Below are 23,809 nucleotides of genomic sequence, written 5' to 3' on the forward strand. Positions count from 1 at the left end.
GCGATCGAGGCCCGGAATCAAGCCACGACGATCCGCACCACCGAAAACCCTTCATCGCGGGTCGGCGGCTCGAATAGGCGGTCCACGGAGCGGATGCTCGTCTCCGGGACGATCTTGTCGCCCTGCCGCTGCCGGTTCCGCTCCAGGGCGACGACGAGGGGAACGCGGATCCAGACCGCGTCCACGGGGACGCGGTAGCGGCGCGCGATGGCGACGATCGGCGCCCGATGCCGTGCGCCGGGGAGGGCCGCGTCCACATAGACGTGGGCGGCGTCCTGATCCTGGTGAGCGATCCAGCTCGACTTCCCCGCCCCCTGCAGGCCGCAGACGATCACGACCCGGTCGACACCACCGGCGGCCAGCGCCTCCTCCAACGCCGCGTGGGCGAGCCGCCATGCCTCCCCGTTGCGCTCCGGCGTCCAGACGCGGCCGCCCTCGGTTTCGAGGAATCGATCGGGATCGATCACCAAAATTATGATGCCACTCACCCCGGCGGCGTACCCGGAGCCTCCACGCTGCTCTGGCGCTCCGCGCCCGCCGCGCCGCGCTCGGGCAGAGCGGTCTCGGGATAGCGCTTGCGGTACTCGGCCAGGAAGGCCGACAAGGTCTCGGCCTTGGTGGCGCGGGCCGCGATGGCGCGGAATTCCGGGGTCTTCGTCGGATTGGCGCCGGTGAGCAGCGCGAAGGTGCGGGCGTCCGGGCTCTCGGCCATCGCCTCGGAGAACTTGGCCTTCAGCCGCTCCAGGCCGATCGCCTCGCCCGCGAGGTCGTACGCGATGGCGGCGCGCACCGCGTCGGCCCGGGCCTGCTCGTTCAGCGGCCGGCCGGCGCGCCAGGCCTCGCCGAGCAGCGCCTCGTGCGATTCCCCGGCCTCGCGCCAGCGGCGGGCACCCCAATAGATGTCGGCGCGCAGACGCTCGATATCGGGGCCGCTCTCCTCCTCGATGGTCTCCAAGGCGAGATCGGTGCGGGTGAGGTCCGAGAGGGCGCGGGCGCGGACCAGGGCGCGGGCGCGCTTCAGCTCGCCGGGCAGTTCGGGCAGATTGGTGGCGTCGAGTACCTGCAGCGCCCGCATCGGCTTGTCGTCCATCAGCCGGATCGTGGCGAGCCGGGCCGCCACGGCGGACTTGGCCGGGCCGGTAAGCCGGTTGTCGATCTGATACTGCAGCAGGTCGGCGGCCGAATCGAGGAGGTCCAGCCCGACCAGGCGGTCGGCCAGGAGACCCGCCACCTCGTCGCCGCGCCGCCCGATCGGGGCGAGTTCGTGGAAATCGAAATACAGCGCCACCGCGTCGACCCCGGAGAGTTGGTCCCCCTTGTCCGTGAGGTAGAGATTCTCGAAGGCGGCGCGCATCTCGCGGGTGAGCGCCTGCGTGGCGGTGTCGTTCGGTGCGAAGGCGTTGGCCCGGCGCAAGGCCGTGAAGGCGTCGCGCCAGCGACCCGCGCCGAGATAGAGCTGCGCCAGGCCCACCGAGATGCCGGTTTCGGTCGGACCGCCGTGCCAGGTCAGGGCCAAGCGCTCCAGCCGATCGATCGCGGCCTCCGGTTCGAGCTTGCCGGAGGCACGGGCCAAAAGCGTGCCGCGCAATTGCGCCTCGGCTGCTACCGGCCGCTGACCGACCTGTTCGAGGCGCGCATAGGCGTCGAGGGCCGCCTCGGTCTGGCCGGTCGCCTCCGAGACGCGGGCGCGGACCAGGGCGAGCCGGTCGCGGATCCAGGGCGGGAGGTTGGGCGCATCGTCCGCCCGGGCTGCGGCGGTCTCGGCATCGCCGTTCTCGATCGCCGATTCCGCCGCCCGGGCGCGGATCTGCTGGGCGAGGTCCGACGGGTAGCCGTCGGCCACCGGCAGCGCCTTGAGGAAGCCGGTCTCGGCCGCCTTCCAGTCGCCGAGACCGGCCGACGCCATCGCCCGCCACAGGGCGGCCTCCGGGTCGCTGGCGAGTTGCGGCGTCGACAGGGCCTTCAGAGCCTCGGTGTTTCGTTCGCTGCGTGCGAGTGCCAGACCGCGCAGGATCGCGACGTCGCGCTGGGTGGCCAGCAGCGGATCCTCGGCGGCCGCCGCCTCGAGGGGCGCAAGCCCTTCGAGGTCCAAGCCGTTGGCGATGTCGGCGCGGGCGAGCGCCAGGCGCGCCGGGCCGCGCTCGCCGGGCGGCACCGTTGCGGCGGCGTTGGCCAGGGTCCGCAGGGTCTCACGCACGTTCCCGGCCCGCGCTCGATCCCAGGACTCGCGCACGACGGCGAGGGTGCCGGCCTCGGCCAGGGCGGGATCGGCGTTGCGGACAGCCGTCGAGGCAGCAAGGCCGCCTTCCCGGCCGATCGTCACCCCGTCGATCTGCGGCCGCACCGCGAGATCGTCGGCACCCGCGAGCACCGCGACGCCGTGCCGGCTCGGCAGGATCTCAAAATCTACGAAACGGCGGCTCTTCGGATTGCCGATGGCGCGCTGCGCCGCCGAGGTGACCACGACGATGCGCTCGCCGTCACGATCGAGCCAGGTCGCCGATCCGGCCCGGGGGAGCGCCAGCGCGACGGTGATCCGGCCGGTCGGGTCCGGCTTGCGGACCGGATCGAGGCTGTCGCTCGGGCTCAGGGCATCGCCCGCCGACAGCTCCCAGGCGGAGCCGGCCCCGGTGGTGACGGCGGCCAGATCCACCAGCCGGCCCGGCGGCACCGCGAAGCGCAGGACGGTGACCGCCCCGGTCCGCTCCGGCGCTCCCACCGGCGCGAGGCCCTGGGCGCTCGGCGGCACGGTTACGGGCTCGGCGGTCTCGAACACCAGCGTGGCCACGCCGCCGCGCTCGAACAGGGCCGCAGGCGGCAGGGTCTGGAACGGGAAGACCAGGCCGGCGCCCGCCTTGCGCTTCGGCGGCGATTCGGGGGCTGCATCCGGAACGGCCGGGGCCTCGGCCTTCCGGGCGGGAACCGGGATGGGCGCGGTCGGCTTGGCGGCGCCCGGCTCGGACGCGGCCGGGCCGGGCACCTCAACGGCCTTGGACTTGGCGGCTTCGGGCGGCGCCCGGGTCACCACGTCGATCGTGTAGGCGCCGTCCTCCCGCTCCGTGGTGACGATGAATCCATCCGCAGGCGTTACCAGGATGCTGGCCGAACCCGCGTCGGAATCGGTGGCGAGCTTGACAATGCCGGGCCGCGGGCGGCCACGGGCCTCGTTCGAATCGATGGTCCACGCCCCGGCCACGCGCAGGCGCGTCGTCGCCCCCTCGGCGGTCACGGTCGCCACCGCCTCGTCGGGCAGGCGCAGGGACAGGCGCGTCAGCTTTGGGAGCCGGGCGAGTTCCAGGCTGAGGGGCTTGCGGACGAGCGGCGGCGTACGCGCCCGCAACGCTTCCTCGGCGACCTGGGCCCGGCGGGCGAGCTCGGCCACCACTTCGGGGGGCAGCGGCGGCGGCAGGCCGGACCAGCCCTCCGGCAGCAGATCGACGAAGACGCGCTCGCCGGCCGATTGGACGTTGGCCCGGAAGGGGCGCTGCAGGGCGACCCGCAGGCCCGAGCCGTCGGGATCGCGCCGGACCGTGGAGACGAAAGCGGGTATCTCCTCGGCCAGCCGCTCGGGACCCTGGGCGACCCGCTCGCCGTAGCCGAGCAGCAGCACCCCTCCGGCGAGCTTCGCCTTGACGGCGACCGGCTTGTCGAAGGTGAGGACGATCCGGCCGTAACCGCCGGGGCCCGTGCCGGATTCGCTGCCCTTGGCGCCGATCAGCCGGGCGGCGAGCGCCGGATCGATCGCTGCCAGCAGGACAAGCGCAGGCAGCGACGCGCGCACGAGCCGCGTGCCGACATATCGGCGGATCCGGGATCGCCTGCCCTCGGAGCTCATCGCCTCGCCGATCCAATCCCGGCGCGCGGCCACCCTCGGGCCACGGCGCCCGGCGCCACACATCGGAGGCATCCTGCGGCACGGCGGCTAACGCTGGCTTAACCGTAACCCTGGGATTGGCCGGATCCGATCCGATCGGTCTCAGCCGCTGAGGGCGACGGCGCGGTCGAGGGCCTGCGGAAAGCCTTCAAGAGGGACCGTGATGGTGGCGGGCTCGCTGCCGCTCGACTTCTGCCCGGTCACGAACAGCTTCTTGGCATTGCGCATGCCGTCGAGGGCCAGCGTCGGGAAGCTGATCGGCACGAGGCAGCCGTCGCTCATGCACAGGCTGTAGGGCGCGCCCTTGCCCAGGTTCTGCTCGTCGAGCTTGAACGTCACGCCCGCCTCGATCGAGAGGCCGAACGGCATCAGCACGATGCCTTCCGAACGGCCGTCGTTGGGAACCTGCAACTCCACGCCGAACTTGCGCCGTCCGGTCTGCGAATCGCCCTGGGATTGGGCGACGATGCAGGTGACCTTCTCGCTCGGGCGCGTGCAGGTCATGGTCCAATCGCCGTAGCTCTCGCTGACCGTGCTGGCGCCGGTGGGCCAGGTCGCATGCGCCGCAGCGGGCGTGACGGCAGCCGGTTTGGCCGCCGGCTTGGGAGCGGGCGGCTTCGGCTTGGGTCTGGGCTTGGCCTTGGCCGGCGCGTCGCTGGTGGCCGGCGCCTCGGGATCGGCATCCTGGGCGCGCGGCGAGGCGGACGGAACGGCAATCAGCAGCGTCGCGACCAGACTGAAGCGAACGACCGCTCGAAACGTCGACATGGAATCACGATCCCCCGGGGCCATTGACGGCAAAGCCGCCTAACGTCCCAGCCGGGGCGAGGCAATCACCGGGGGGCGCAGGTCCACCCCGTTGTGACGGATCAGAGCGGGTTCGGTCCGCCGGCGGCCTCGGCGAGAGCGCAGCGGCGCGCAAACGCGGCCTCGGCCCCGGTGCGGAGGGCGCGGGCGAGGGAGAACGCGAGCGTGAGGATGCCGGGATCGCGGTCGGCGGTCTCGGCGACCGGGCCGGGGATGCGGGTGGCGATGAAAGCGAGCATAACAACTCCGAAAATCTGGATCTCGGACGTTTCCTCGGCCCCGATGGTGTTGATTTTTCTGCGGGACCTTTGCTGCAGCGCAATATGAGCCATGCCACAACTGCTCACCACTCGCCTTTGCGCGCAGGACACATGCGCTGCAAACATGATGCCATCCACCAATCCTCAACGACGTCTTAACCGTTCGTTGTGCAGCGCAGTTGACCGCCGCAGGTCGAGCCGCCATTGAGCGGCCTTCTCGACGACGGGATTCGACGAACGCGCCGCCGCAGGGCGCGGCGCGCCTGCCTGTCGCCCCACTGTCACACGCGCGCCATACCTCGCTCGCGACCCTATGCGCGGACCTCAGGCGTCCGCCAGACAAGGACCTTCCGCATGACCGAACAGCCGTCCCGTCACCCGATCCATGGCCGCATCAGCGGCCCCATCGTGATGATCGGCTTCGGCTCGATCGGGCGCGGTACCCTGCCGCTGATCGAACGCCACTTCGAGTACGACCGCGCCCGCTTCACCGTGATCGACCCGGTCGACACCCACCGGTCGCTCGCCGAGAAGCACGGCCTGCGCTTCGAGAAGGTGGCGCTGACCCCGGAGAACCTGCGCGACGTGCTCACCCCCCTCCTCACCGAGGGCGGCGGCCAGGGCTTCTGCGTGAACCTGTCGGTCGACACCTCGTCGCGGGCGATCATGGAACTGTGCCGCGAGCTCGGCGCCCTCTACATCGACACCGTGGCCGAGCCCTGGCCGGGCTTCTACTTCGACAAGAGCCGCGGCCAGGGCGACCGCACCAACTACGCCCTGCGCCAGGACATCCTCGACGCCCGCGCCCAGAAGCCGGGCGGCACAACGGCGGTCTCCTGCTGCGGCGCCAATCCCGGCATGGTCTCGTGGTTCGTCAAGCAGGCGCTCCTGAACATCGCCAAGGATACCGGCGTCACCGCGCCCGAGCCCAAGTCCCGCAAGGACTGGGCCGCCCTGATGAAGACCCTGGGCGTGAAGGGCGTGCACATCGCCGAGCGCGACACCCAGCGCGCCAAGACCCCCAAGCCCCGGGGCGTCTTCGTCAACACCTGGTCGGTGGAGGGCTTCGTCTCGGAGGGCAACCAGCCGGCCGAGCTCGGCTGGGGCACGCACGAGACCTGGAAGCCTGCCAATGCCCGCGAGCAGGAGACGGGCTCGCGCTGCGCGATCTACCTGTTGCAGCCGGGGGCCGACACCCGCGTGCGCACCTGGGTGCCCACCGCAGGGTCGCAGTTCGGCTTCCTGGTGACCCACAACGAGGCGATCTCGATCGCCGACTACTACACCGTGCGCGAGGGCGATCAGGCCGTCTTCCGCCCGACCTGCCATTACGCCTACCACCCGGCCGACGACGCCGTGCTCTCGCTCCACGAGATGTTCGGCAAAGCCGCCAAGGTGCAGGAGCAGCACCACATCCTCGACGAGACCGAGATCGTGGACGGCATCGACGAGCTGGGCGTGCTGGTCTACGGCCACGCCAAGAACGCCTACTGGTACGGCTCGCAGCTCTCCATCGAGGAGACCCGGCGGATCGCCCCCTACCAGAACGCCACCGGCCTGCAGGTGACCTCGGCGGTGCTCGCCGGCATGGTCTGGGCCCTGGAGAACCCGGAGGCCGGCATCGTCGAGGCCGACGAGATGGATTTCCGGCGCTGCCTGGAAGTCCAGACCCCGTATCTCGGCCCGGTCGTGGGCGTGTACACCGACTGGACCCCGCTCACCGACCGCCCGGGCCTGTTCCCGGAGGATATCGACACCAGCGATCCCTGGCAGTTCCGCAACGTGCTGGTGCACGGCTGATGTCTCGCGCCGCCTCCCTTGTCCGAGGGAGGCGGCGCTGCGGGCGCCAGACCGGCTACTCGGCCTGTCGGCGCGTGACCAGGGTGCGGTTCGGTTCGACCTCGCCCTTGTCCTGGTAGAGCGGCACGATCACCCGCAGCCAGCCGCGGGTCTCGCGGCCGCGGTAATTGCGCTGGACCACGTCCCGGGTCAGGTAGGCCTGCAGGTTCACCGGCCCGAAATTGTATCCGACCAAGCCGCCCACCGCGATCTGTCCCTGGGGCAGGTAGCCGGACACGCCGGTCGGCAGGTCGGTCGATCCGAACGCGACGGCGCCCACCTGCCATTTGCCGAACTTCTTCGCCGCCGTGAGATCGAGGTTCAGGTAGTCCGGGTAAAGCGTGCCGAAGGGCGAGCGCGTCTCGAGGAAGATCCCGTGGAGCAGGTTCGCCGTCAGGCTCAAGTCCTGGCCGGTGTAGCTGACTGCGAAGCGATGGGTCAGCGAGGCGGATTGGGTCAGGAAGCGCGTCTCGATCGGCAGGTAGCCTCCGAAGAAGTAGCTGACGCCGACATCGTTGCCGAGATCCCAGGCGAGCTGGGCGGCGAGCAGCGGCTGGCCGATGCCGCTCTGATAGGGCGCGCCCTGGAGGGTCGCGGCCACGACAGGCTGGGTGACGAAGAACTGGAGACGTCCGCCCACGATGGTCCAGGGCGTCGCCCAAGCGAAGGTCGGCAGGTTGACGTTCGTCGCAGTGTCGCCCGGTCGCGCGCTGCGGCTGCCGAAGCTCGACAGGTTCACGAAGTACAATCCGACCGGGAGCTGCGCGCCCACCGGCAGGCCGATGGTCTGTCCAGGCTGGGCCGCGGAAGCAGCGTAAGCCGAGGTCGTGACACCTGCACTGTAAAAGGCCAGAGCAGCCGACGCGATCCCGCGTAATCCCAGGCCAAATCCGGTCATGAAACCCCCGATCCAGAGCCCCGTAACGCGGGGCTGATCAAGGTATGACGCGCGGTCGAACCAGGCTCATCCGGGCTTTACAGCCAAGCTGTGCGCAACGACACGCCCTGGACGTATCGCGCCCGCCGGCCGGGACTAATCCGGCCGGCGCCTTCCCGTCCGTGCGCGTCCGCAGCGGTTCAGCTGCGCGGCGTCGACAGGGCACGGCCGGCGGGATTCCAGGCCAGCAGCCGCGCCTCGACCAGATCGACCTCGCGGACGAGCTGGCGCAGGACCACGTCGTCGATGGCCCGCGACCGGCGCAGGCGATAGAGCGCCTGACGCTCGGCCTCGATCCCGGCGAGCCGCAGGCGCTTCTCGGCCACCGCGAGTTGCCGGGCGCGGCCGCCACCCTCCCGGGGGGCACCAGTCGGGGCCTCGAGGCCCTCGTAACGGTCCATGGCCCGGGCGCCGGCCTCGACCGCGATGGAGGCGTCCTCCTGCTCCTCGACCAGGCGGTGCTGCAGGGCCTCGATGGCCGTCACCGCGTCGTGGCGCGCGGCGGCGCGGGCGGAATCCTCCTCGGCATCGTGGCTCGAATCAGCGGGCAGGCGCAGGCCCCGCAACAGCGGCGGGAGGACCGTGGTGGCCAGCAGCAGCGAGGTCATGATCACCCCCATCGCCAGCAGGATCGCGAGATCCCGCGCCGGGAACGGCGTGCCGTCCTTCAGGGTGAGCGGCAGGGTCAGGATGCCGGCCAGCGTGATCGCGCCTTTCACGCCCGCGAGCGTCGTGGCGGCCACGAGCCGCCAGGTCAGGCCCTCGCGCCGCTCGCCCCTCCGATGCGCCTTGACCAGGACGAAGTGGAGCGAGACCCAGACCCAGGCGAACCGGATCGCCATGAGACCCGCCGTGATCGCCAGCACCCAGGCCACCAGCCAACCGGCGCCCTGCACGTCGGCCTGCGTGACCGCATGGCCGAGGACCTCGGGCAATTGCTCGCCCAGGAGCACGAAGATCGAGCCGTTGGCAGCGAGTGCGACGGTGTCCCACACGGCGGTGCGGCGCACCCGGGTGGTGCCGAGGCTGCGCCCCTGGATCTCGACATAGGTCATGGCGATGCCGGCCGCGACCGCAGCCAGGATGCCCGAGGCGTGGACATGCTCGGCGGCGAGATAGGCCCCGAACGGCGTGAGCAGGCTGAACAGAATCTGGAGACCCGGATCCTCGCCGGTCCGCCGCCGCAGGAGGTCCTGGGCGCCCATGAGAAGGAAAGTCGTGGCGGCGCCGATGCCGAGGCCGCCGAGCGCCAGCCAGACGAAGGTGGTCGCGGCCTCCGACAAGGAAAAGGTCCCGGTGAGGGCCGCCGCGATGGCGAAGCGCAGGCAGACGAGGCCGGTGGCGTCGTTGAGCAGCGCCTCGCCCTCGAGGATGTGCATGAGCCGCCGCGGCACCGGGGCCTGGGCGGCCACCGAAGAGACCGCGATCGGGTCGGTCGGGGACAGGACCGCAGCCAGCGCGAAGGCCACCGCCAGCGGGATGCCCGGGATCATGGCGTGGATCAGCATGCCGATGCCGAGCACCGTCAGCGCCACGAGGCCCAGCGCCAGCGCCAGCACGGTCCGGCCGTTGCGGAACAGGTCGCGCTTCGGGATCCGCCATCCGTCCAGGAACAGGAGCGGCGGCAGAAAGACCAGGAAGAAGATCTCGGGATCCAGGGTCGTGCTCGGAAGCGGGCCCAGCGCCAGGGCCACGCCGATCACGATCTGGATCAGCGGCAACGGCAGCGGGACCAAGCGGCCGAGCGCCCCGCTCACGAGCACGGACAGCAACAGGGCCAGGACGACGGTGACGCTTTCCATGCGTAGCTTTCAAACGAGGGCCGGCTTCTCCCCTGGGGAGGCGGGGCCGGGTGATGCGCGGGCAGACGGGATCGGGCCTTGTAGCATCTGATGGGTGGCGCGCGGCCTTCGATCGACGGGACCGTTCGGCCAATCGCGCCAAAAATGCCCACCGATTAATCGGAATTTTTACAAATCATTATATAACATTCGACAGGCGCACAGAGCGCTGAGGCGGATCTATACTGGAACTATAATGCTAGACTTCATGTCAATCAAAGGCAAGCTGATCGTCTGTTTCTCGGTCATGCTTGCTCTCATCACTAGTCTGGCAGCACTGTCCTATTATCACATCGAATTGATCAATCGTGTCGCCACGGAAATGCGCGCAAGCCGCCTGCCGGCCGCGCAAGCCCTCACCGGCATCCAAGTCGTGACATTGCGCACGCGCGTCAATGGAAGCCGTGTCCTCTCGGCGAAGACACAACAACAGAAAGCGGATGCCCTGAAGTCGATTCAGCAGCGCCTGGCGGAGCTGCAGACTTACAAAGCCACTTACGCGAGCCTCTTGGAGACTGACGCGGCCCGCGATCTGTACAAGACCTTCGAACAGCAATGGGCGACGTATCTGGATCAGCAGACCGACGGATTCGCCAAGGCCGAACGCGGCGATCTCGCCGGCGCCCAAGAGCAATACAACACCACCATGTCGGATACGATCAGAGCCACCATCGCGACCCTCGTCGCGATGTCGGATCTGCAGAGTGCGGCAGCGGCGGCCAGCGGCGCGGAGGCACAGGGTGCCTATGAGCGCGCCCATCAGCAGATGATGGGCTTCCTGGCGCTGGCGGCGTTCCTGGCGATCGGGGCCGTCGTGATGCTCGTCGTGGAGATCAGCCGTCCGCTCGGACGCATGACCGCGGCCATGCATCAGCTCGCGTCGGGCGATACGCGAACAGAAATTCCCGCCGTCGGGCGGCGCGACGAGGTCGGCGCGATGGCGGCCGCCGTCCAGATCTTTAAGGAAAACATGATCCAGACCCGCCGGCTGGAGGAGGAGACCGCGCAGGCGCGGCTGGAGGCGGAGGAGCAGCGCAAGACCGGCATGCGCCAGATGGCCGACAGCTTCGAGGCCGCGGTCGGCGGCATCATCGGCCAGGTCTCGGCCTCGGCCACCGAGCTCCAGGCCACCGCCCAGACGATGAACGCCACCGCCGCCCAGACCGCCAGCCAATCGACGACGGTCGCGGCCGCGGCCGAGGAGGCCGTGGCCAACGTCAACACCGTGGCGGCGGCCGCGGAAGAGCTGGGCTCCTCCGTGCAGGAGATCGGCCGGCAGGTCGACGGCTCGGCGCAGCTGGCCCGGCTGGCCGTGTCCGAGGCCGACCAGACGGGCGCCCTGGTGCTGGAACTGAACACGGTCGTCGGACGGATTGGCGATGTGGTCGGGCTGATCTCGAATATCGCCGGGCAGACCAACCTGCTGGCCCTGAACGCCACGATCGAGGCCGCTCGTGCGGGGGCGGCCGGTAAGGGCTTCGCCGTGGTCGCCTCCGAGGTGAAGACCCTGGCCGAGCAGACCGCCAAGGCGACGCAGGAGATCTCCGGACAGATCGCGCAGGTCCGGGGCTCGACCGGTCAGGCCGTGACGGCGATCGGCGGCATCACGGCCCGGATCCAGGAGATCAGCGGCGTCGCCACGGCGATCGCGGCCTCCGTCGAGCAGCAGCAGGCGGCCACCCAGGAGATCGTGCGCAACGTCGGACAGGCTGCGAGCGGCACCGCCGAGGTAACGACGAACATCGCGGGCGTGGCCGGCGCCGCCGACGAGACCGGAGCCGCAGCCGCCCAGGTTCTGTCCGCGGCCTCCGCGCTGTCGCGCCAATCCGAGCATCTCTCGGACGAGGTCCGTCACTTCCTCGCCACCGTCCGGGCCGCCTGAGATCCTGTGCGCGAAACCGGCCCGACCGGCGGCGATGTTCGCCGGTCGGGCTGCTCAGAACGTGGAGCGGCTTGCCGAACCGATCGCTCCAGCCGCGATGCATGGGGTGGATCGATAAACACCGTCGTCAGTTCGGGGGGCCGCAGGCGAGGCCGGAATGACGGGATGGGGATCCGTGAACGCTACCCCTTCGCCCCGACGGTTACGCAAAGATCCGACCGGTAGCTTTGTCCCTCGACCGGGTTCGCCACCCAGCGGCAGCGACCGACCCGCAGGTCGTGGCCGGCGTGGAAATGGCCTGAGATCCACACTTCGGGCCGCGCGGCATCGGGCAGGTCGTCGAGCGCGGTGCTGGCGTAGAATGCCGGCACCCACCACGGCACGCCGGGCTGATCCCGGTAGCGGTCCGCCGCCTGCGGGCTCGCCGGGTGATGCGTGATTACCACGGTCGGTCCGTCATAAGGCGAGCGGAGCGCGTCGTGCAGCGCAGCGCGCTCGGCCGCATGCGCCGCCATGGCGTCCGCGGGCTGCCACGCGCCGCCATCGGCCTTGCGGATCGACCCGAGATATTCGCGCGAGCCGGTGACCGGATCGGTCATGCGCGCGGCGGCATAGGCAACGGGATCCTCCGGGCGCTCGGGCGCGTCGGCGGCGAGCCAGCGCCCGGCCAGGTGCCAGTCGCTCCACAGGGTCGTCCCGACGAACCGCACGCCATCGATCACGCAAGCCTGCGCCGCCTGGAGCAGGTGGATGTCTGCGCCCAGGGCGTTCACCCGGACGACCTCCGCCTCGAGAGCCGCCAGCAACTCCGGGGCCGTGCGCGGGTCGCCCGTGGGGGCGTAGCGCTCGTGGTTGCCCGGCACCAGGACGATCGGCCTGCCCTGGGCCAGATGCACCAGAGCGGCCAGCCCCCGCTCGGGATGCCCCTCGTAAAGGTCCCCCGGGCAAGCGAGGACGTCGAACGGCTCCTGAGGCAGCGCGATGAGGTCGAGCCGCCGTCGCTCCAGATGCAGGTCGGAAATGGGGAAGATGCGCATAGACATGCCTATTTCGCGGCCTGGCGCTCGGCCGCGGCAGCACGGAAGATGTCGGCGGCGGAATCGGCGTTGAGGATCGCGATGCCGGCCGCCGCAACGAGATCCGGCCACGGGCTGGGATGGAGGGCGGTGACCAGCCCGGCCGCGATGATCGCCAAGTTGGCATAGGCGTCGTTGCGGGCCGAGAGATAGGCCGCCCGGGTCAGGCTGCCCGAACCGGACCGGTGCTGGGCAAGCATCAGTGCGCAGGTGAGGTTCACCGCCAGCGCCCCGAGGCCGGTGAGCGTCAGCGGCAGCGCCGCCGGGGGCACGAAGTCCGCAAACTTGTCGTAGGCGGCGTAGGCTGTTGCCAGAGCCGGCACGAGCAGGATGAACGCCATGGCGGTGCCGAGCCGCGCCCGGTTGCGCGCGCTCCAGGACAGGCCGGCGAAGATCAGCAGGTTGATCGCCGCGTCTTCCAGGAAATCGAGGCTGTCGGCGATCAACGCCACCGAGCCGATGGCGAGCGCCACCGCGATCTCGATGCCGAAATAGCCGAGGTTCAGCGTCGCCACACGGGCGACGACCGGGCGCAGGGCGGGCGGCTCGGGCCGGGCGGCGTTGTCCGTGATCACGGGGCGCGTCATCGCCGAGTGCGGCGCCCCTGTCGAGCCGCTGTTGAGAAAACCCTGTCTGCGCCTCAAGAAAGTTCAGGGATCTTGCGCCTTCGTCCGGGTGGATTCGGCGGCGCGATCGTGCGAACCGAACTTGTTGAGCCGCGTGCGCCAAAGATGCGACCGGCCGGAACCGGAGGTCTGCCGAGCCATGCTGCCCGAATTGCGCGTGCTCTTTTTCGAGGATCTCGAGGTCGGGTTGTCGGAAACCCTCTCGAAGACCATCGCCTCCTCCGACGTGGTCGGGTTCGCCGAGATCACCGGCGACCGCAACCCGATCCACCTGTCAGAGCACTTCGCCGCGCGCACGCCGTTCGGCACCCGCATCGCCCACGGCCTGTACACGGCCGGGCTGATCTCGGCGGTGCTCGGCACCCGCCTGCCAGGCCCGGGGGCGGTCTACATCTCCCAGACCCTCAACTTCCGCGCGCCGGTTCGCATCGGCGACGTCGTCGACGTCACCGTCACGGTCGCCGAATTGATGCCGGAGCGTCGCCGGGCGCGCCTCGCCTGCCGCTGCTCCGTGGCCGGCGAGACCGTCCTCGACGGCGAAGCCCTGGTGAAGGTGCCGACCAAGGCCGAGGCCGATCCGCTCGCGATCCGCACCGAGCGCCAGCAGGGCTGAAGTGGACAAGGCCGGGGAGCCGATCGCCGCGGAAACGATTGCGGACCCGGACGACCCGCGCCTCGAACCGTACACGCGGATGCGCGAGCGCGACCTCGTCGGCCGCGCCGGGCGCTTCATCGTCGAGGGCGAGGTCACACTGCGGCTCCTGCTCGGCCTTCGCACCCGCTTCCGGGCCGAGTCGATCCTGCTTGCCCCGGAGCGGTGGCCGGGCCTGGCCCCGAACGTGGCAGCCTCCACCGAACCGCCGCCGGTCTATCTCGCCGCCAAGGCGGTGATGAGCCGTGTGACCGGTTTCCCGATCCATCGCGGCGTCCTGGCTGTGGGTGTGCGCGGCAAGGACCCCGACCCCGCCGCCCTCGTGCCGCCTATTCCCGCCCCGGCGCTGGTGCTCGGCCTCGCGGGTCTGACCAACCACGACAATGTCGGCGCCGCCTTCCGCAACGCGGCCGCCTTCGGAGCCGATGCGGTGCTGCTCGATGCCGCAAGCTGCGATCCCCTCTACCGCAAGAGCATCCGGGTCTCGGCCGGCGCCGCGCTGATCCAACCCTTCGCCCGGCTCCCCGCCGGGGATGACTGGCTGACCCTGGCCCGCACCCTGGATCTCGAGGCTCTGGCGCTCAGCCCCGGGGCGGTCGAGACGCTGGACGCTCTGACCGTGCCGACGCGGGTGCTATTGATCCTCGGAACCGAGGGGCCGGGCCTCGACGCGACGACCCTGGCGCGGGCCCGTCCGGTGCGAATCCCGATGGCCCCGGGCTTCGATTCGCTCAACGTCGCCACCGCGGCGGGGATTGCGCTCCAGACGATCGCCCGCGGCCAAGGCCGGCTCGTACCGGCCGGTTGAATCCGCCCCTTTACGGTCTGGCGCCAAACGCGCGACAAAGGGCTGCAATTGCCGCGTGCTGCTGCGAGGCTAGCTTGGCCGACAGGGTTCGGGGGTTGCGAGGGGAGTCGGCGGCGTTGCTTCAGTCTGGGGATGGTTTGCGGGCGCTGACCGGCCGTCGGGTGGCCGTGGTCGGTGCAGGTCCGGGCGGCCTGGCCTCGGCCCTGCTGCTGGCCCGCGCCGGGGTCCATGTGACCCTATTCGAGAAGGACGCCCAGGTCGGCGGCCGCACGAAGACCGTGACGGCGCCCGGGGGCTACAAGTTCGATATCGGCCCGACCTTCTTCCTCTACCCACAGATCCTCGCCGATATCTTCACGAGCTGTGGCGAGCGGCTCGAGGACCACGTCAAGCTCGAGCGGCTCGATCCGCAGTACAACCTGGTCTTTGAAGGCGAGGACGGCATCTCCGGGACGATCCGCGCCACCGGCGACATCGCCCGGATGGAGACGGAGATCGCCCGCCTGGCGCCGGACGACGCCAAGAACGTCCAGGCGTTCTTTACCGAGAACCGGGCGAAGCTCGATTACTTCAAGCCGATCCTGCAGCAGGCCTTCCACACGCTGCGCAGCATGGTGAGCCCGGCGATGCTGGCCGCCCTGCCCCATCTGCATCCCGGCCGCAGCGTCGACCGCGACCTGAAGCGCTACTTCGCGGATCCACGGGTGCGCCTCGCCTTCTCGTTCCAGACCAAATACCTCGGCATGTCGCCGTTCCGCTGCCCAAGCCTGTTCACGATCCTCTCGTTCCTGGAATACGAGCATGGCGTCTACCACCCGGTCGGCGGCTGCGGCGCGGTGTCCGAGGCGATGGCGGGTTTGGCCGGGCGCATGGGCGTCGACCTCCGGCTGAACGCCAATGTCGAGCGGGTGCTCTTCGACGGCAAACGCGCCAGCGGCGTGGTCGCGGATGGCGAGACCTTCAACGCCGATGCGGTGCTGATCAACGGCGACTTCGCCAAGGTGATGCGCGCCCTCGTGCCGGAGCGTCACCGGCCGCGCTGGCGCGACGCCAAGATCAAGAAGGCCCGGCTCTCCTGCTCAACCTTCATGCTGTATCTCGGCATCGAGGGGAAAATGCCCGAGAGCCTGGGGCATCACACGATCCTCCTGGCCGACGGCTATGAGAAGAACATTCGCGAGATCACCGAGGGGACGCTGCCGATGCAGCCCTCTCTCTACGTCCAGCATGCCGGCTACACCGACGGCGGCATGGCGCCCCCCGGGCACACCGCCCTCTACGTTCTGGTGCCGGTTCCGAACCTCAAGGCCGGGATCGACTGGCCTGCGATCCGATCCAGCTATCGCGCCCTGATCCTGGGGCGCCTGAAGCATCTGGGTCTGGAAGACCTCGAATCCCGCATCCGGTACGAGCGGATCATCGATCCGACGCAGTGGGAGGAGGATTTTGCGGTCCACGAGGGCGCCACCTTCAACCTCGCCCACGACCTGATGCAGATGCTGTATTTCCGGCCGCACAACCGCTTCGGGCCTGGGCTCTACATCGTCGGCGGCGGCACCCATCCGGGTTCGGGCCTGCCGGTGATCTACGAGGGCGCCCGCATCTCCGCTCGGTTGCTGATCGAGGAGCTGGCCGGCGCTCGGGCCGCAGCCCAGGCGGGCATTCCCGACACGGCGCCGCTGGCGACCACCGGCGAGGCCTCGTGATCGGAGCGCCGGGCCGGGCGACGCTGACCGCCGGCCTCTGCGCCATCGCACTGGTTTGGGGCTCGAACGCGATCGCCGCGACGCTGCAGGTCGAAATCGACGGGGTCGAATCCGGCGGCGGCCCGGTCCGGGTAGCCCTGTGCCAGGGCGGTCTCTCCGAGCCGTTCTGCACCCGGGGCGACGAAGCGCCGGCTTCCGGGGGCCGGGCGCTGTTCACCTTCCGGGACCTGCCTCCGGGCGCCTATGCGGTGGCGGCTTTCCAGGATGCCAACGGCAATGGCCGGCTCGACCGCACCGGGCTCGGCCTGCCGCTCGAGCCCTACGGCTTCTCCGGCACCGTGGCTCGTCGGGCGCGGCCGGATTTCCCCGACGCGGCCTTCGCTCTTCAGGAGCCCGGCGCTGCTGTGCGGGTCCGCCTCGCCCGCGCTCTGCCGAGGCGGTGACGGCGTGGATGATCCCCTCGTACGGATCGCGGGCGTCAGCCTCGACCTTCGGGGGCAGCAGGTGTTGGAACAGGTCGATCTCGACCTCGACGCCGGACAAACTCTGGCACTGCTCGGGCCGAACGGAGCCGGCAAGTCCTCGCTGATGCGCCTCGTGGCTGGCCGCCTCGCCCCGAGTTCCGGGATCATCCGGGTGGCCGGCGCCGATCCGTTCCAGGCAGGCAGCGCCCGCCGCAGGATTGGCTGGGTCCCCCAGGAGATCGCCCTCTATCCGCGCCTCACGGTCGCCGAGAATCTCGGCGTCTTCGGGCAGCTCGCAGGCGTGCCCCGGCGCGACCGGCGCGAAGCCGTGACCGCAGCCCTGGAGATGGCCGACATCGCCGATGTGGCGCACCGCCCGGTCGGGATCCTGTCAGGCGGCTACCGGCGGCGGGTCAACATCGCGGCGAGCCTGATGAACCGGCCCCGCCTCGTCCTGCTCGACGAGCCCACGAGCGGCGTCGACCTCGCCGCCCGAGCGGCGATCCATGCGGTGCTGGACCGGTTGAAAGCGGCGGGTACCGCGATCCTGATCGCCACCCACGATTTTACCGAAGCCGAGCGTCTCGCTTCCCGGGTCGCGTTCCTGGCGCAGGGACGGATCGTGCGCGCCGGGCACCTCACCGACCTGCTGGCGCAGCTGCGCGTTGGTGCCCCGGAACGGGAGCTGAGCCTCACCGTGCCGGCGGACGGGAACGCGGAGGCCGTGCTGCGCCGGGCCGGCTTCGTGCCGGCCGAGTCGGGCGGCCTGATCTGGTGCTCAATCGAGCGATCCGGCCTCGACGGCGCGGCCCTGCTCGGGGCCCTGCGGGCACAGGGGATCCCGGTAGCCGAGGTGCGGGTCCGGGCCCCGCGGCTCGAGGCGTTGTATCTCGACGCGATCCGGCCCCGGGAGGTCACGGACCGCCCAGCCTCCGAGCCGCGCCGCGCGGGGGCCGCCGAATGATCGGTGCCGCGTTCCGGGTGATGGCGCTCAGCCTGCTGCGCGACCGCGCTGCCCTGGTGATGGCCTTCGTGCTGCCCACCGTCATCTTCGTCATCTTCGCGGCGATCTTCTCCGGGGCGACCGGCGACCGGATCCGTATCCATCTCGGGCTGGCCGACTTCGCCCGGACGGCGGCCACGCAGCGCCTCTCCGACGCCCTCGTGGCCGACCCATCCCTGCGCGTCACCCGCCTTCCGGCGACCGATCTGGCGGAGGTGACCCGGGCGGTGCGGTCCGGCGCGGTCGACGTGGCCCTGGCGCTCCGGGGCGACCTGATCGCCGCCCCGGCGGATGCCGCGTCCGGCCCCTCCGACCAGCCGGTGGTGCTGGTCGAGAATCCAGCCAAGGCGCTCGCAACGCCGATCGCGCTGGGCCAACTCCAGCGCGTGCTGAACGAGGCGCTGCCCGACGTGGTGCTCTCGCGCATCGTCGCGGACGTCGAGCGGACGGGCAAGATCGGGCCGGACGAGCGGCGCTTCCTCGAGGAGGCCTTCGCTGAGCAGCGCGCCAAGAAGGAGCCGTTCAGTTTCGCCGCGCTGGTCGAGCGCCGAAGCACCGCCGCCGGCACCGGCAATGCCCGGGTGAGCTATTACGCCGGCGCGATCACCGCGGTGTTCCTGCTGTTTGCCGCCATGCAGGGGGCGCTCTCGCTGGTCGAGGAGCGGGAGAGCGGCATCGCCGAGCGCCTGATGGCCGGCCCTGGTGGCCTGCCGGTGGTGGTGCTCGGAAAGTTCGGCTTCCTGACGCTGCAAGGCATGGTCCAAGCCGGCCTGATTTTTTTAGCCGCCGCGCTGCTCTACGGCGTCGAGATCGGCCCGCACTGGCCGGCTTTCCTGACCGCCTGCCTGCTGGTCTCGGCCATGGCCGCGGGCCTGGCGCTGGCCGCCTGTGCGCTGGCCGCCTCCCGTCAGCAGGCCCACCTCGCCTCGACCTTCGGGGTCCTGCTGCTCTCGGCGGTGGGCGGCTCGATGGTGCCGCGCTTCCTGATGCCCCCGTGGCTGCAGCAGGCCGGCTGGCTCACGCCGAACGCCTGGGCAATCGAGGCCTATCAGAACGCGCTGGGCGAGGGATTTGATTCCGCCACCCCGGCCTTCGCGGTGCTGAGCGTGCTGACCCTGTGCGGACTTGGGCTGGCGCTCGGCCTGGTCGCGCGCCGGACCGTCTGATCGGCCGACGCCGCGACGATCCGCGCCGCGCCTGCGACCAGCCGCCCCCGGACACGGCCCGGCCGATCGGGCAGGGTCCGCCTCTGCACATTGTGAGACCTTTATGCTCCGCCTGCTCATCGCCGACGGCAACGACCGGGCGGCCCGCGACCGGCACGTCGGGGCGACGGGCCGGACCTCGGCCGAATCCTACGCCGTGGTGGTCCACGATCTCGCCCCCGAGACCACCTGTCGCTTCCTCAACCCAGCCGATGCCGATGCGGCCCTGCCGCAGGACCTGTCGGAGTTCGATGGGCTGATCTTCACCGGATCGACTCTGAAGGTCTCGGACGGCACGCCGGCGGTGACCCGCCAGTTAGACTTGATGCGAACCGCCCTGGAAGCGGGGCTCGCGGTGTTCGGATCCTGCTGGGGTGTACAGGTCGCGGCCACCGTGGCCGGCGGACACGCCGCTGAGAATCCGCGCGGGCCGGAATACGGCTTCGCCCGGGCGATCACCCCGACACAGGAGGGTCGAACCCATCCGCTGCTGGCCGGCCGGCCAGCAGTCTGGGACGCGCCCGCGATCCACTCGGACGCAGTGCTGGAGCCGCCCCCTGGCGCGCGGGTGCTGGCGGGCAATCGGGTGCTGGGCGTCCAGGCCATCGAGATCCAGCACGGACCCGGCTGGTTCTGGGGCACGCAGTACCACCCGGAACTCGACCTGGAGGAGGTCGCCGCGATGCTGCGCCTTTGCGATACGGCGATCGTCGAGGCCGGCCTCGCCAAGGATCCGGACGCGGTGGCGGCCTATGCCGTCGAGATCGCGAGCCTGCAGGGCGACGATCCCGAGGCGGCGCGGCGCCTCGCCTGGCGCCACGGCCTCGGCCCGGAGGTGCTCGACGCGCCCCTGCGCCGCCGGGAGATCGGTAACTTCTTGGCCCAACTGTCTACAAACAGGCCCTGACCGGCCGATGCCGCGACCGGGTGGCGCGTTGACCCACCGGGCTTCACGTCTAGCTTCGCCAGGCGGGCAACGCTGTGACGGGCCCGGGGAGCGACCTAACAGGATGAGCCAGGATTCGACGGTCGCCGTGATCGGCAGCGGGCTCGGCGGACTCGCGGCCGCGTGCGTGGCCGCGGCGCGCGGCCACCGCGTCACGGTCTATGACAAGAACGGCTGGCTCGGCGGCAAGGCGGCGGTGCTGCATGAGGGTGGCTTCCGCTTCGACATGGGTCCGACCATCCTGACAGTGCCGCGGGTGCTGGAGCGGATCTTTTCCGAGGCCGGCCGCTCGGTTCACGATTACATGGACCTGCGCCGCCTCGACCCTCAATGGCGCTGCTTCTTCGACGACGGCTCCCACATCGACCTGATGCAGGATGTCGAGCGGATGGCCGGCGACATGAATCGCTTCGCCCCCGGCAGCGGCGACGGCTACAAGAAATTCCTGTCGATCTCCGAGCACCTGCACGGCGTCTCGGAAAAATTCTTCTTCTGGAAACCGGTCGAGGACCTCTTCGACACGATTAATATTCGCGCCAACATGAATCCCGGCACGCTGCGCGACGTGCTGTCCCTGCGCATGCACGCTTCGGTGGCCTCGACGATCCGCGGCAAGGTCAAGGATGCGCGCCTCGCGCAGATGCTCGACCACTTCGTGCAATATGTCGGCTCCTCGCCCTACGGCGCGCCGGCGGTGCTCTGCGCCATCGCCCACATGCAGACGGCCGACGGGGTCTGGTACCCAATGGGTGGCACCCGCGCGGTGGCCGAGGGCCTGGCCAAGCTGGCTCAGGAACTCGGTGCGACCTGCAAGACCGACACCGAGGTGACCGGGATCGAGACCGCCAACGGCGCGGTCCGGGGCGTGCGCACCGCCGAGGGCATGACGCCGTTCGACGCCGTGATCAGCAACATGGACTCGGTCCGCACCTACCGCGAGCTCGTCGGGGGCGCCCCCGGCAAGGCTTATGAGAAGAAGAACCCCGAGCCGGCCTGCTCGGGCGTCGTGCTCTATCTCGGCCTGAACAAGCGCTACGAGCACCTGAACCACCACGATTTCGTCTTCTCCCGGGACCCTGAGGAGGAGTTCGACTACATCTACAACAAGGGCGAGCCGGCCCCGGACCCGACGGCCTATCTGGCGGCGCCCTCCTCCACCGATCCGAGCGTGGCGCCCGAGGGGGGCGAGGCCCTCTACGTCCTGGTGCACACGCCGTATCTGCGCCCGCACCACGATTGGCGCCCGGATGGCCCTCTGTTCCAGAACTACCGCCGGACCATCCTGGACAAGCTCAAGCGCACCGCTGGCATGCCCGACCTGGAGGAGCGCATCGTCGTCGAGCGCCACCTGACCCCGCAGGACATCCATGAGCGCTACCGGGTGCTCAACGGCGCGATCTACGGCCTGGCCTCGCACGGCCGGGTGATGGGCGCGTTCAAGCCTGGCAACCGCTCGCGGCAGGTGCGCGGCCTCTACCTCGCGGGCGGCGCCGCCCATCCCGGCCCCGGCATGCCGATGGTGATGATGTCCGGCTGGATCGCCGCCGACGCGCACGACCAGGACGCGCGCGGAACGCTGCGCGCCTCGGCGTGACACCCGCGCCGCCATCCCGATCGGGCTCCGATCGTCACGGATCGTTTTCGGCAGAGCGCAACGCCCTCTCCTCCCCCTTGCGGGGAGGCGTTGGAGGTGGGGGTGGTGCAGGATCGAGCGCAGCGGTGCCTTCTGGACCACCCCCACCCCTGACACCTCCCCACAAGGGCCAGGGAAAAGAACGCCGCGCCGCAAGCGCTTGCTGGCGAATGCGGCGCGTGACCTCGCTCACCCGCACGGGCGGGCAAATCCGCGGCGCATCCGGCCATCCGCGGAGGCCCGGATAGTGCCCTCCCCGCCATCCGCGCCCCTGCGCCCGGTCTCGCCCCTGATCCGCCGCTTCATGGAAGCGTGGTTCGAGCGCTACCTGCACCGTCACTTCGATGCGCTGCGCCTGCCGCGCTGGAGCATCCCGCCGGCTCAGGACCATCCCGGACCGCTGGTGATCTATTGCAACCACCCCGCCTGGTGGGATGCCGCGGTGATCATCGTGCTGTCTGGCCGGCTCGGTCCGAAGCGCGAGAACCGGGCGCCGTTCGACGCCGCCATGCTGGCGCGCTACCGGGTGTTCGAGCGGATCGGTGCCTTCGGGGTCGATCTCGACAGCCCCCGGGGCGCCGCCCAGTTCCTGACCGCCGCGCGGGCCATCCTGGCGCGCTCCGACACAGCCCTCTGGATCACCGCGCAGGGCCGATTCGTGGACACACGGGTCCGGCCCCTCGGGCTGCGCCCAGGCGTGGCCCGGCTCGCCGAGATCGCCCCCGACGCGCTGTTCGTGCCCCTCGCCCTCGAATACGCGTTTTGGGACGAGCGCGGGGCCGAGGCCTTCGCGGCCTTCGGACCCGGGATCCCCGGTACCGAGCTAGCGGCCTTGCCGCGCACGGATAGACTGGCCCGCCTGGAGGGCGACCTGACCGCGACCCTGGATCGGCTGAGCAGCGACGTGATCAGCCGCGAGCCCGAGCGCTTCCGCGCCCTGGTCGCCGGCCGGAAGGGCGTCGGCGGCGTCTATGATCTCTGGCGGCGCCTCGCCGCGCGGCTGGCCGGCCGCAGCTTCGATCCGGCCCACCGAACCAGCGACAGGCAGCCCGGTCGATGAGTGCCTCGATCCTCACGGCGCTCGCCTTCCTCTGCCTGTTCGCGGCCGCCCTTCCGGCAATCCTGACGGCGGTGAACCTGTTCGCCCTGCACCAGCCCGCCCCGGAGGCCGATTCCGGCCTTGTCTCGATCCTGATCCCGGCGCGCAACGAAGCCGGGAACATCGCCGGGACCGTCCGCGCCGCGCTCGCCAGCAGCGCCGTGCCCGTGGAGGTGATCGTCGGCGACGACCATTCCACGGACGGGACTGCCGAGATCGTGCGCGGTCTTGGCGACCCGCGGCTGCGCGTTGTCCCGGTGCCGCCACTTCCCGAGGGCTGGACCGGCAAGAACCACGCCTGTGCGCATATCGCGGGTCTCGCGAACGGCCGCCACCTCCTGTTCATCGATGCGGATGTCCGACTGAAGCCCGAGGCCGCTGCGTCGCTCGTGGCGCAGGCCCGGCGCGCGGATGCGGCCCTCGTCAGCGGCGTGCCCCGGCAGAGCACTGGGACGCTCGGCGAGTTGCTGACCGTGCCGATGATCGACTTCCTGCTCGTCGGCTTCCTGCCGGTTCCACTGATGCGCCGCCGCCCCGACCCGGCCTTGGGTGCGGCTTGCGGGCAGCTCATCCTGTTCGAGCGCGCGGCTTACGCGGCGATCGGCGGGCATGGCGCGATCCGCGGCTTCCTGCACGACGGCGTGCGCCTGCCCCGGCTCCTGCGCGCGGCCGGCTACCGCACCGACCTCGTCGCCGGGGCGGGTCTCGCGACCTGCCGGATGTATCGCGGGTTTTCGGAGGCCTGGGCGGGGTTCTCCAAGAATGCGCACGAGGGCATGGCCACGCCTCGCGCCCTGCCGATCTGGACACTGCTCCTGGGCTGCGGCCAGGTCCTGCCGCCGCTCCTCGTGCTGGCCGGCCTGTTCGGCCTGATACCGCCCTTCGCCCTGATCCTCGCCGCAACGGCCTGCGGGCTGTCGCTCGCGACCCGGGCGGCGATCACCCTGGCCGTCCGGGCGCCGCTGGCCACGATCCCGCTCCACCCGGCTGCGGTGCTGGTGGCGCTGGCAATCCAGTGGAACGTGCTCTTGCGCGGCGTCCGAGCCGGCGCGGCCACCTGGAAGGGCCGCACCTACCCGGTCAGCGGCGCCTGATTTTTTTCGAAGGTCCGGCGGAGCATGTCCGCCGAATTGCTCTCGCAAGCGTCAGGC

The 23,809-nt window shown here is 70.5% G+C and carries 20 protein-coding genes; 12 read left to right on the forward strand and 8 right to left on the reverse strand.

The features are described from left to right. Nucleotides 1-17: 17 nt before the first annotated feature. From AO398_RS20440 to AO398_RS29105, 4 genes are all read right to left on the reverse strand, one after another. The gene (locus tag AO398_RS20440; protein ID WP_058194024.1) at nt 18-488 is read right to left on the reverse strand and encodes an AAA family ATPase; all 471 of its coding nucleotides are present in this window, start codon (nt 486-488) and stop codon (nt 18-20) included. After that, on the reverse strand, nt 485-3,835 hold the full coding sequence (locus tag AO398_RS20445; protein WP_058194113.1) for a hypothetical protein: 3,351 nt from the start codon (nt 3,833-3,835) through the stop codon (nt 485-487). Before AO398_RS20445 ends, AO398_RS20440 begins: the two co-directional genes overlap by 4 nt. A gap of 141 nt (nt 3,836-3,976) precedes the next feature. Then, nucleotides 3,977-4,642, reverse strand: coding sequence for an invasion associated locus B family protein (locus AO398_RS20450; RefSeq protein WP_058194025.1), 666 nt, complete (start codon nt 4,640-4,642; stop codon nt 3,977-3,979). A 101-nt stretch (nt 4,643-4,743) separates the two neighbouring features. Further along, a complete protein-coding gene (locus tag AO398_RS29105) occupies nt 4,744-4,920 on the reverse strand; it encodes a hypothetical protein (RefSeq protein WP_201025805.1) in 177 nt (58 codons plus the stop codon). A gap of 375 nt (nt 4,921-5,295) precedes the next feature. Here AO398_RS29105 and AO398_RS20455 point away from each other — a divergent pair, with 375 nt between their 5' ends. Further along, nucleotides 5,296-6,741, forward strand: coding sequence for a saccharopine dehydrogenase NADP-binding domain-containing protein (locus AO398_RS20455; RefSeq protein ID WP_058194026.1), 1,446 nt, complete (start codon nt 5,296-5,298; stop codon nt 6,739-6,741). A 55-nt stretch (nt 6,742-6,796) separates the two neighbouring features. On the opposite strand, the gene AO398_RS20460 is transcribed toward AO398_RS20455, so the two are convergent. Continuing rightward, nucleotides 6,797-7,678 (reverse strand): transporter, encoded by an 882-nt coding sequence (locus AO398_RS20460; protein WP_152997581.1) that lies wholly within the window; start codon nt 7,676-7,678, stop codon nt 6,797-6,799. A 179-nt stretch (nt 7,679-7,857) separates the two neighbouring features. Further along, the gene (locus tag AO398_RS20465) at nt 7,858-9,519 is read right to left on the reverse strand and encodes a Na+/H+ antiporter (protein WP_058194027.1); all 1,662 of its coding nucleotides are present in this window, start codon (nt 9,517-9,519) and stop codon (nt 7,858-7,860) included. A gap of 235 nt (nt 9,520-9,754) precedes the next feature. On the opposite strand from AO398_RS20465, the gene AO398_RS20470 reads away from it, so the two are divergent. After that, the gene (locus AO398_RS20470; protein ID WP_058194028.1) at nt 9,755-11,440 is read left to right on the forward strand and encodes a methyl-accepting chemotaxis protein; all 1,686 of its coding nucleotides are present in this window, start codon (nt 9,755-9,757) and stop codon (nt 11,438-11,440) included. 182 nt (nt 11,441-11,622) lie between these two features. On the opposite strand, the gene AO398_RS20475 is transcribed toward AO398_RS20470, so the two are convergent. Continuing rightward, nucleotides 11,623-12,477, reverse strand: coding sequence for a metallophosphoesterase (locus AO398_RS20475; protein ID WP_058194029.1), 855 nt, complete (start codon nt 12,475-12,477; stop codon nt 11,623-11,625). Between the two features lie 8 nt (nt 12,478-12,485). After that, nucleotides 12,486-13,103: a cation transporter gene (locus tag AO398_RS20480; RefSeq protein WP_058194030.1), complete on the reverse strand. Its 618-nt coding sequence runs from the start codon at nt 13,101-13,103 to the stop codon at nt 12,486-12,488. Between the two features lie 178 nt (nt 13,104-13,281). On the opposite strand from AO398_RS20480, the gene croR reads away from it, so the two are divergent. The 10 genes from croR (at nt 13,282) to AO398_RS20530 (ending at nt 23,752) form a co-directional block, all read left to right on the forward strand. Beyond that, entirely contained in the window at nt 13,282-13,755 is a 474-nt protein-coding gene (gene croR, locus AO398_RS20485) for a 3-hydroxybutyryl-CoA dehydratase (protein ID WP_058194031.1), read from the forward strand. 1 nt (nt 13,756) lies between these two features. Next, entirely contained in the window at nt 13,757-14,602 is an 846-nt protein-coding gene (locus AO398_RS20490) for an RNA methyltransferase (protein ID WP_058194032.1), read from the forward strand. Between the two features lie 116 nt (nt 14,603-14,718). Next, complete coding sequence (crtI, locus tag AO398_RS20495; RefSeq protein WP_058194033.1) at nt 14,719-16,308, forward strand: phytoene desaturase family protein; 1,590 nt, start codon at nt 14,719-14,721, stop codon at nt 16,306-16,308. Beyond that, a complete protein-coding gene (locus tag AO398_RS20500; protein ID WP_058194034.1) occupies nt 16,305-16,751 on the forward strand; it encodes a DUF2141 domain-containing protein in 447 nt (148 codons plus the stop codon). Before crtI (AO398_RS20495) ends, AO398_RS20500 begins: the two co-directional genes overlap by 4 nt. A 4-nt stretch (nt 16,752-16,755) precedes the next feature. Further along, nucleotides 16,756-17,736, forward strand: coding sequence for an ABC transporter ATP-binding protein (locus tag AO398_RS20505; RefSeq protein ID WP_058194035.1), 981 nt, complete (start codon nt 16,756-16,758; stop codon nt 17,734-17,736). Beyond that, the gene (locus AO398_RS20510) at nt 17,733-18,941 is read left to right on the forward strand and encodes an ABC transporter permease (RefSeq protein ID WP_058194036.1); all 1,209 of its coding nucleotides are present in this window, start codon (nt 17,733-17,735) and stop codon (nt 18,939-18,941) included. The genes AO398_RS20505 and AO398_RS20510 overlap by 4 nt, the downstream gene beginning before the upstream one ends. Before the next feature lie 103 nt (nt 18,942-19,044). Next, complete coding sequence (locus AO398_RS20515; protein ID WP_058194037.1) at nt 19,045-19,887, forward strand: type 1 glutamine amidotransferase; 843 nt, start codon at nt 19,045-19,047, stop codon at nt 19,885-19,887. Between the two features lie 103 nt (nt 19,888-19,990). Then, nucleotides 19,991-21,520 (forward strand): phytoene desaturase family protein, encoded by a 1,530-nt coding sequence (crtI, locus tag AO398_RS20520; protein ID WP_058194038.1) that lies wholly within the window; start codon nt 19,991-19,993, stop codon nt 21,518-21,520. 343 nt (nt 21,521-21,863) lie between these two features. Further along, nucleotides 21,864-22,619 carry a lysophospholipid acyltransferase family protein gene (locus AO398_RS20525; RefSeq protein WP_058194039.1) on the forward strand — a complete coding sequence of 252 codons (756 nt, stop codon included), beginning with the start codon at nt 21,864-21,866 and terminating at the stop codon, nt 22,617-22,619. After that, nucleotides 22,616-23,752: a glycosyltransferase family 2 protein gene (locus AO398_RS20530; protein WP_058194040.1), complete on the forward strand. Its 1,137-nt coding sequence runs from the start codon at nt 22,616-22,618 to the stop codon at nt 23,750-23,752. The genes AO398_RS20525 and AO398_RS20530 overlap by 4 nt, the downstream gene beginning before the upstream one ends. Nucleotides 23,753-23,809: the final 57 nt, after the last annotated feature.

The organism is Methylobacterium sp. GXS13 (assembly GCF_001455965.1).
Lineage (GTDB): Bacteria > Pseudomonadota > Alphaproteobacteria > Rhizobiales > Beijerinckiaceae > Methylobacterium.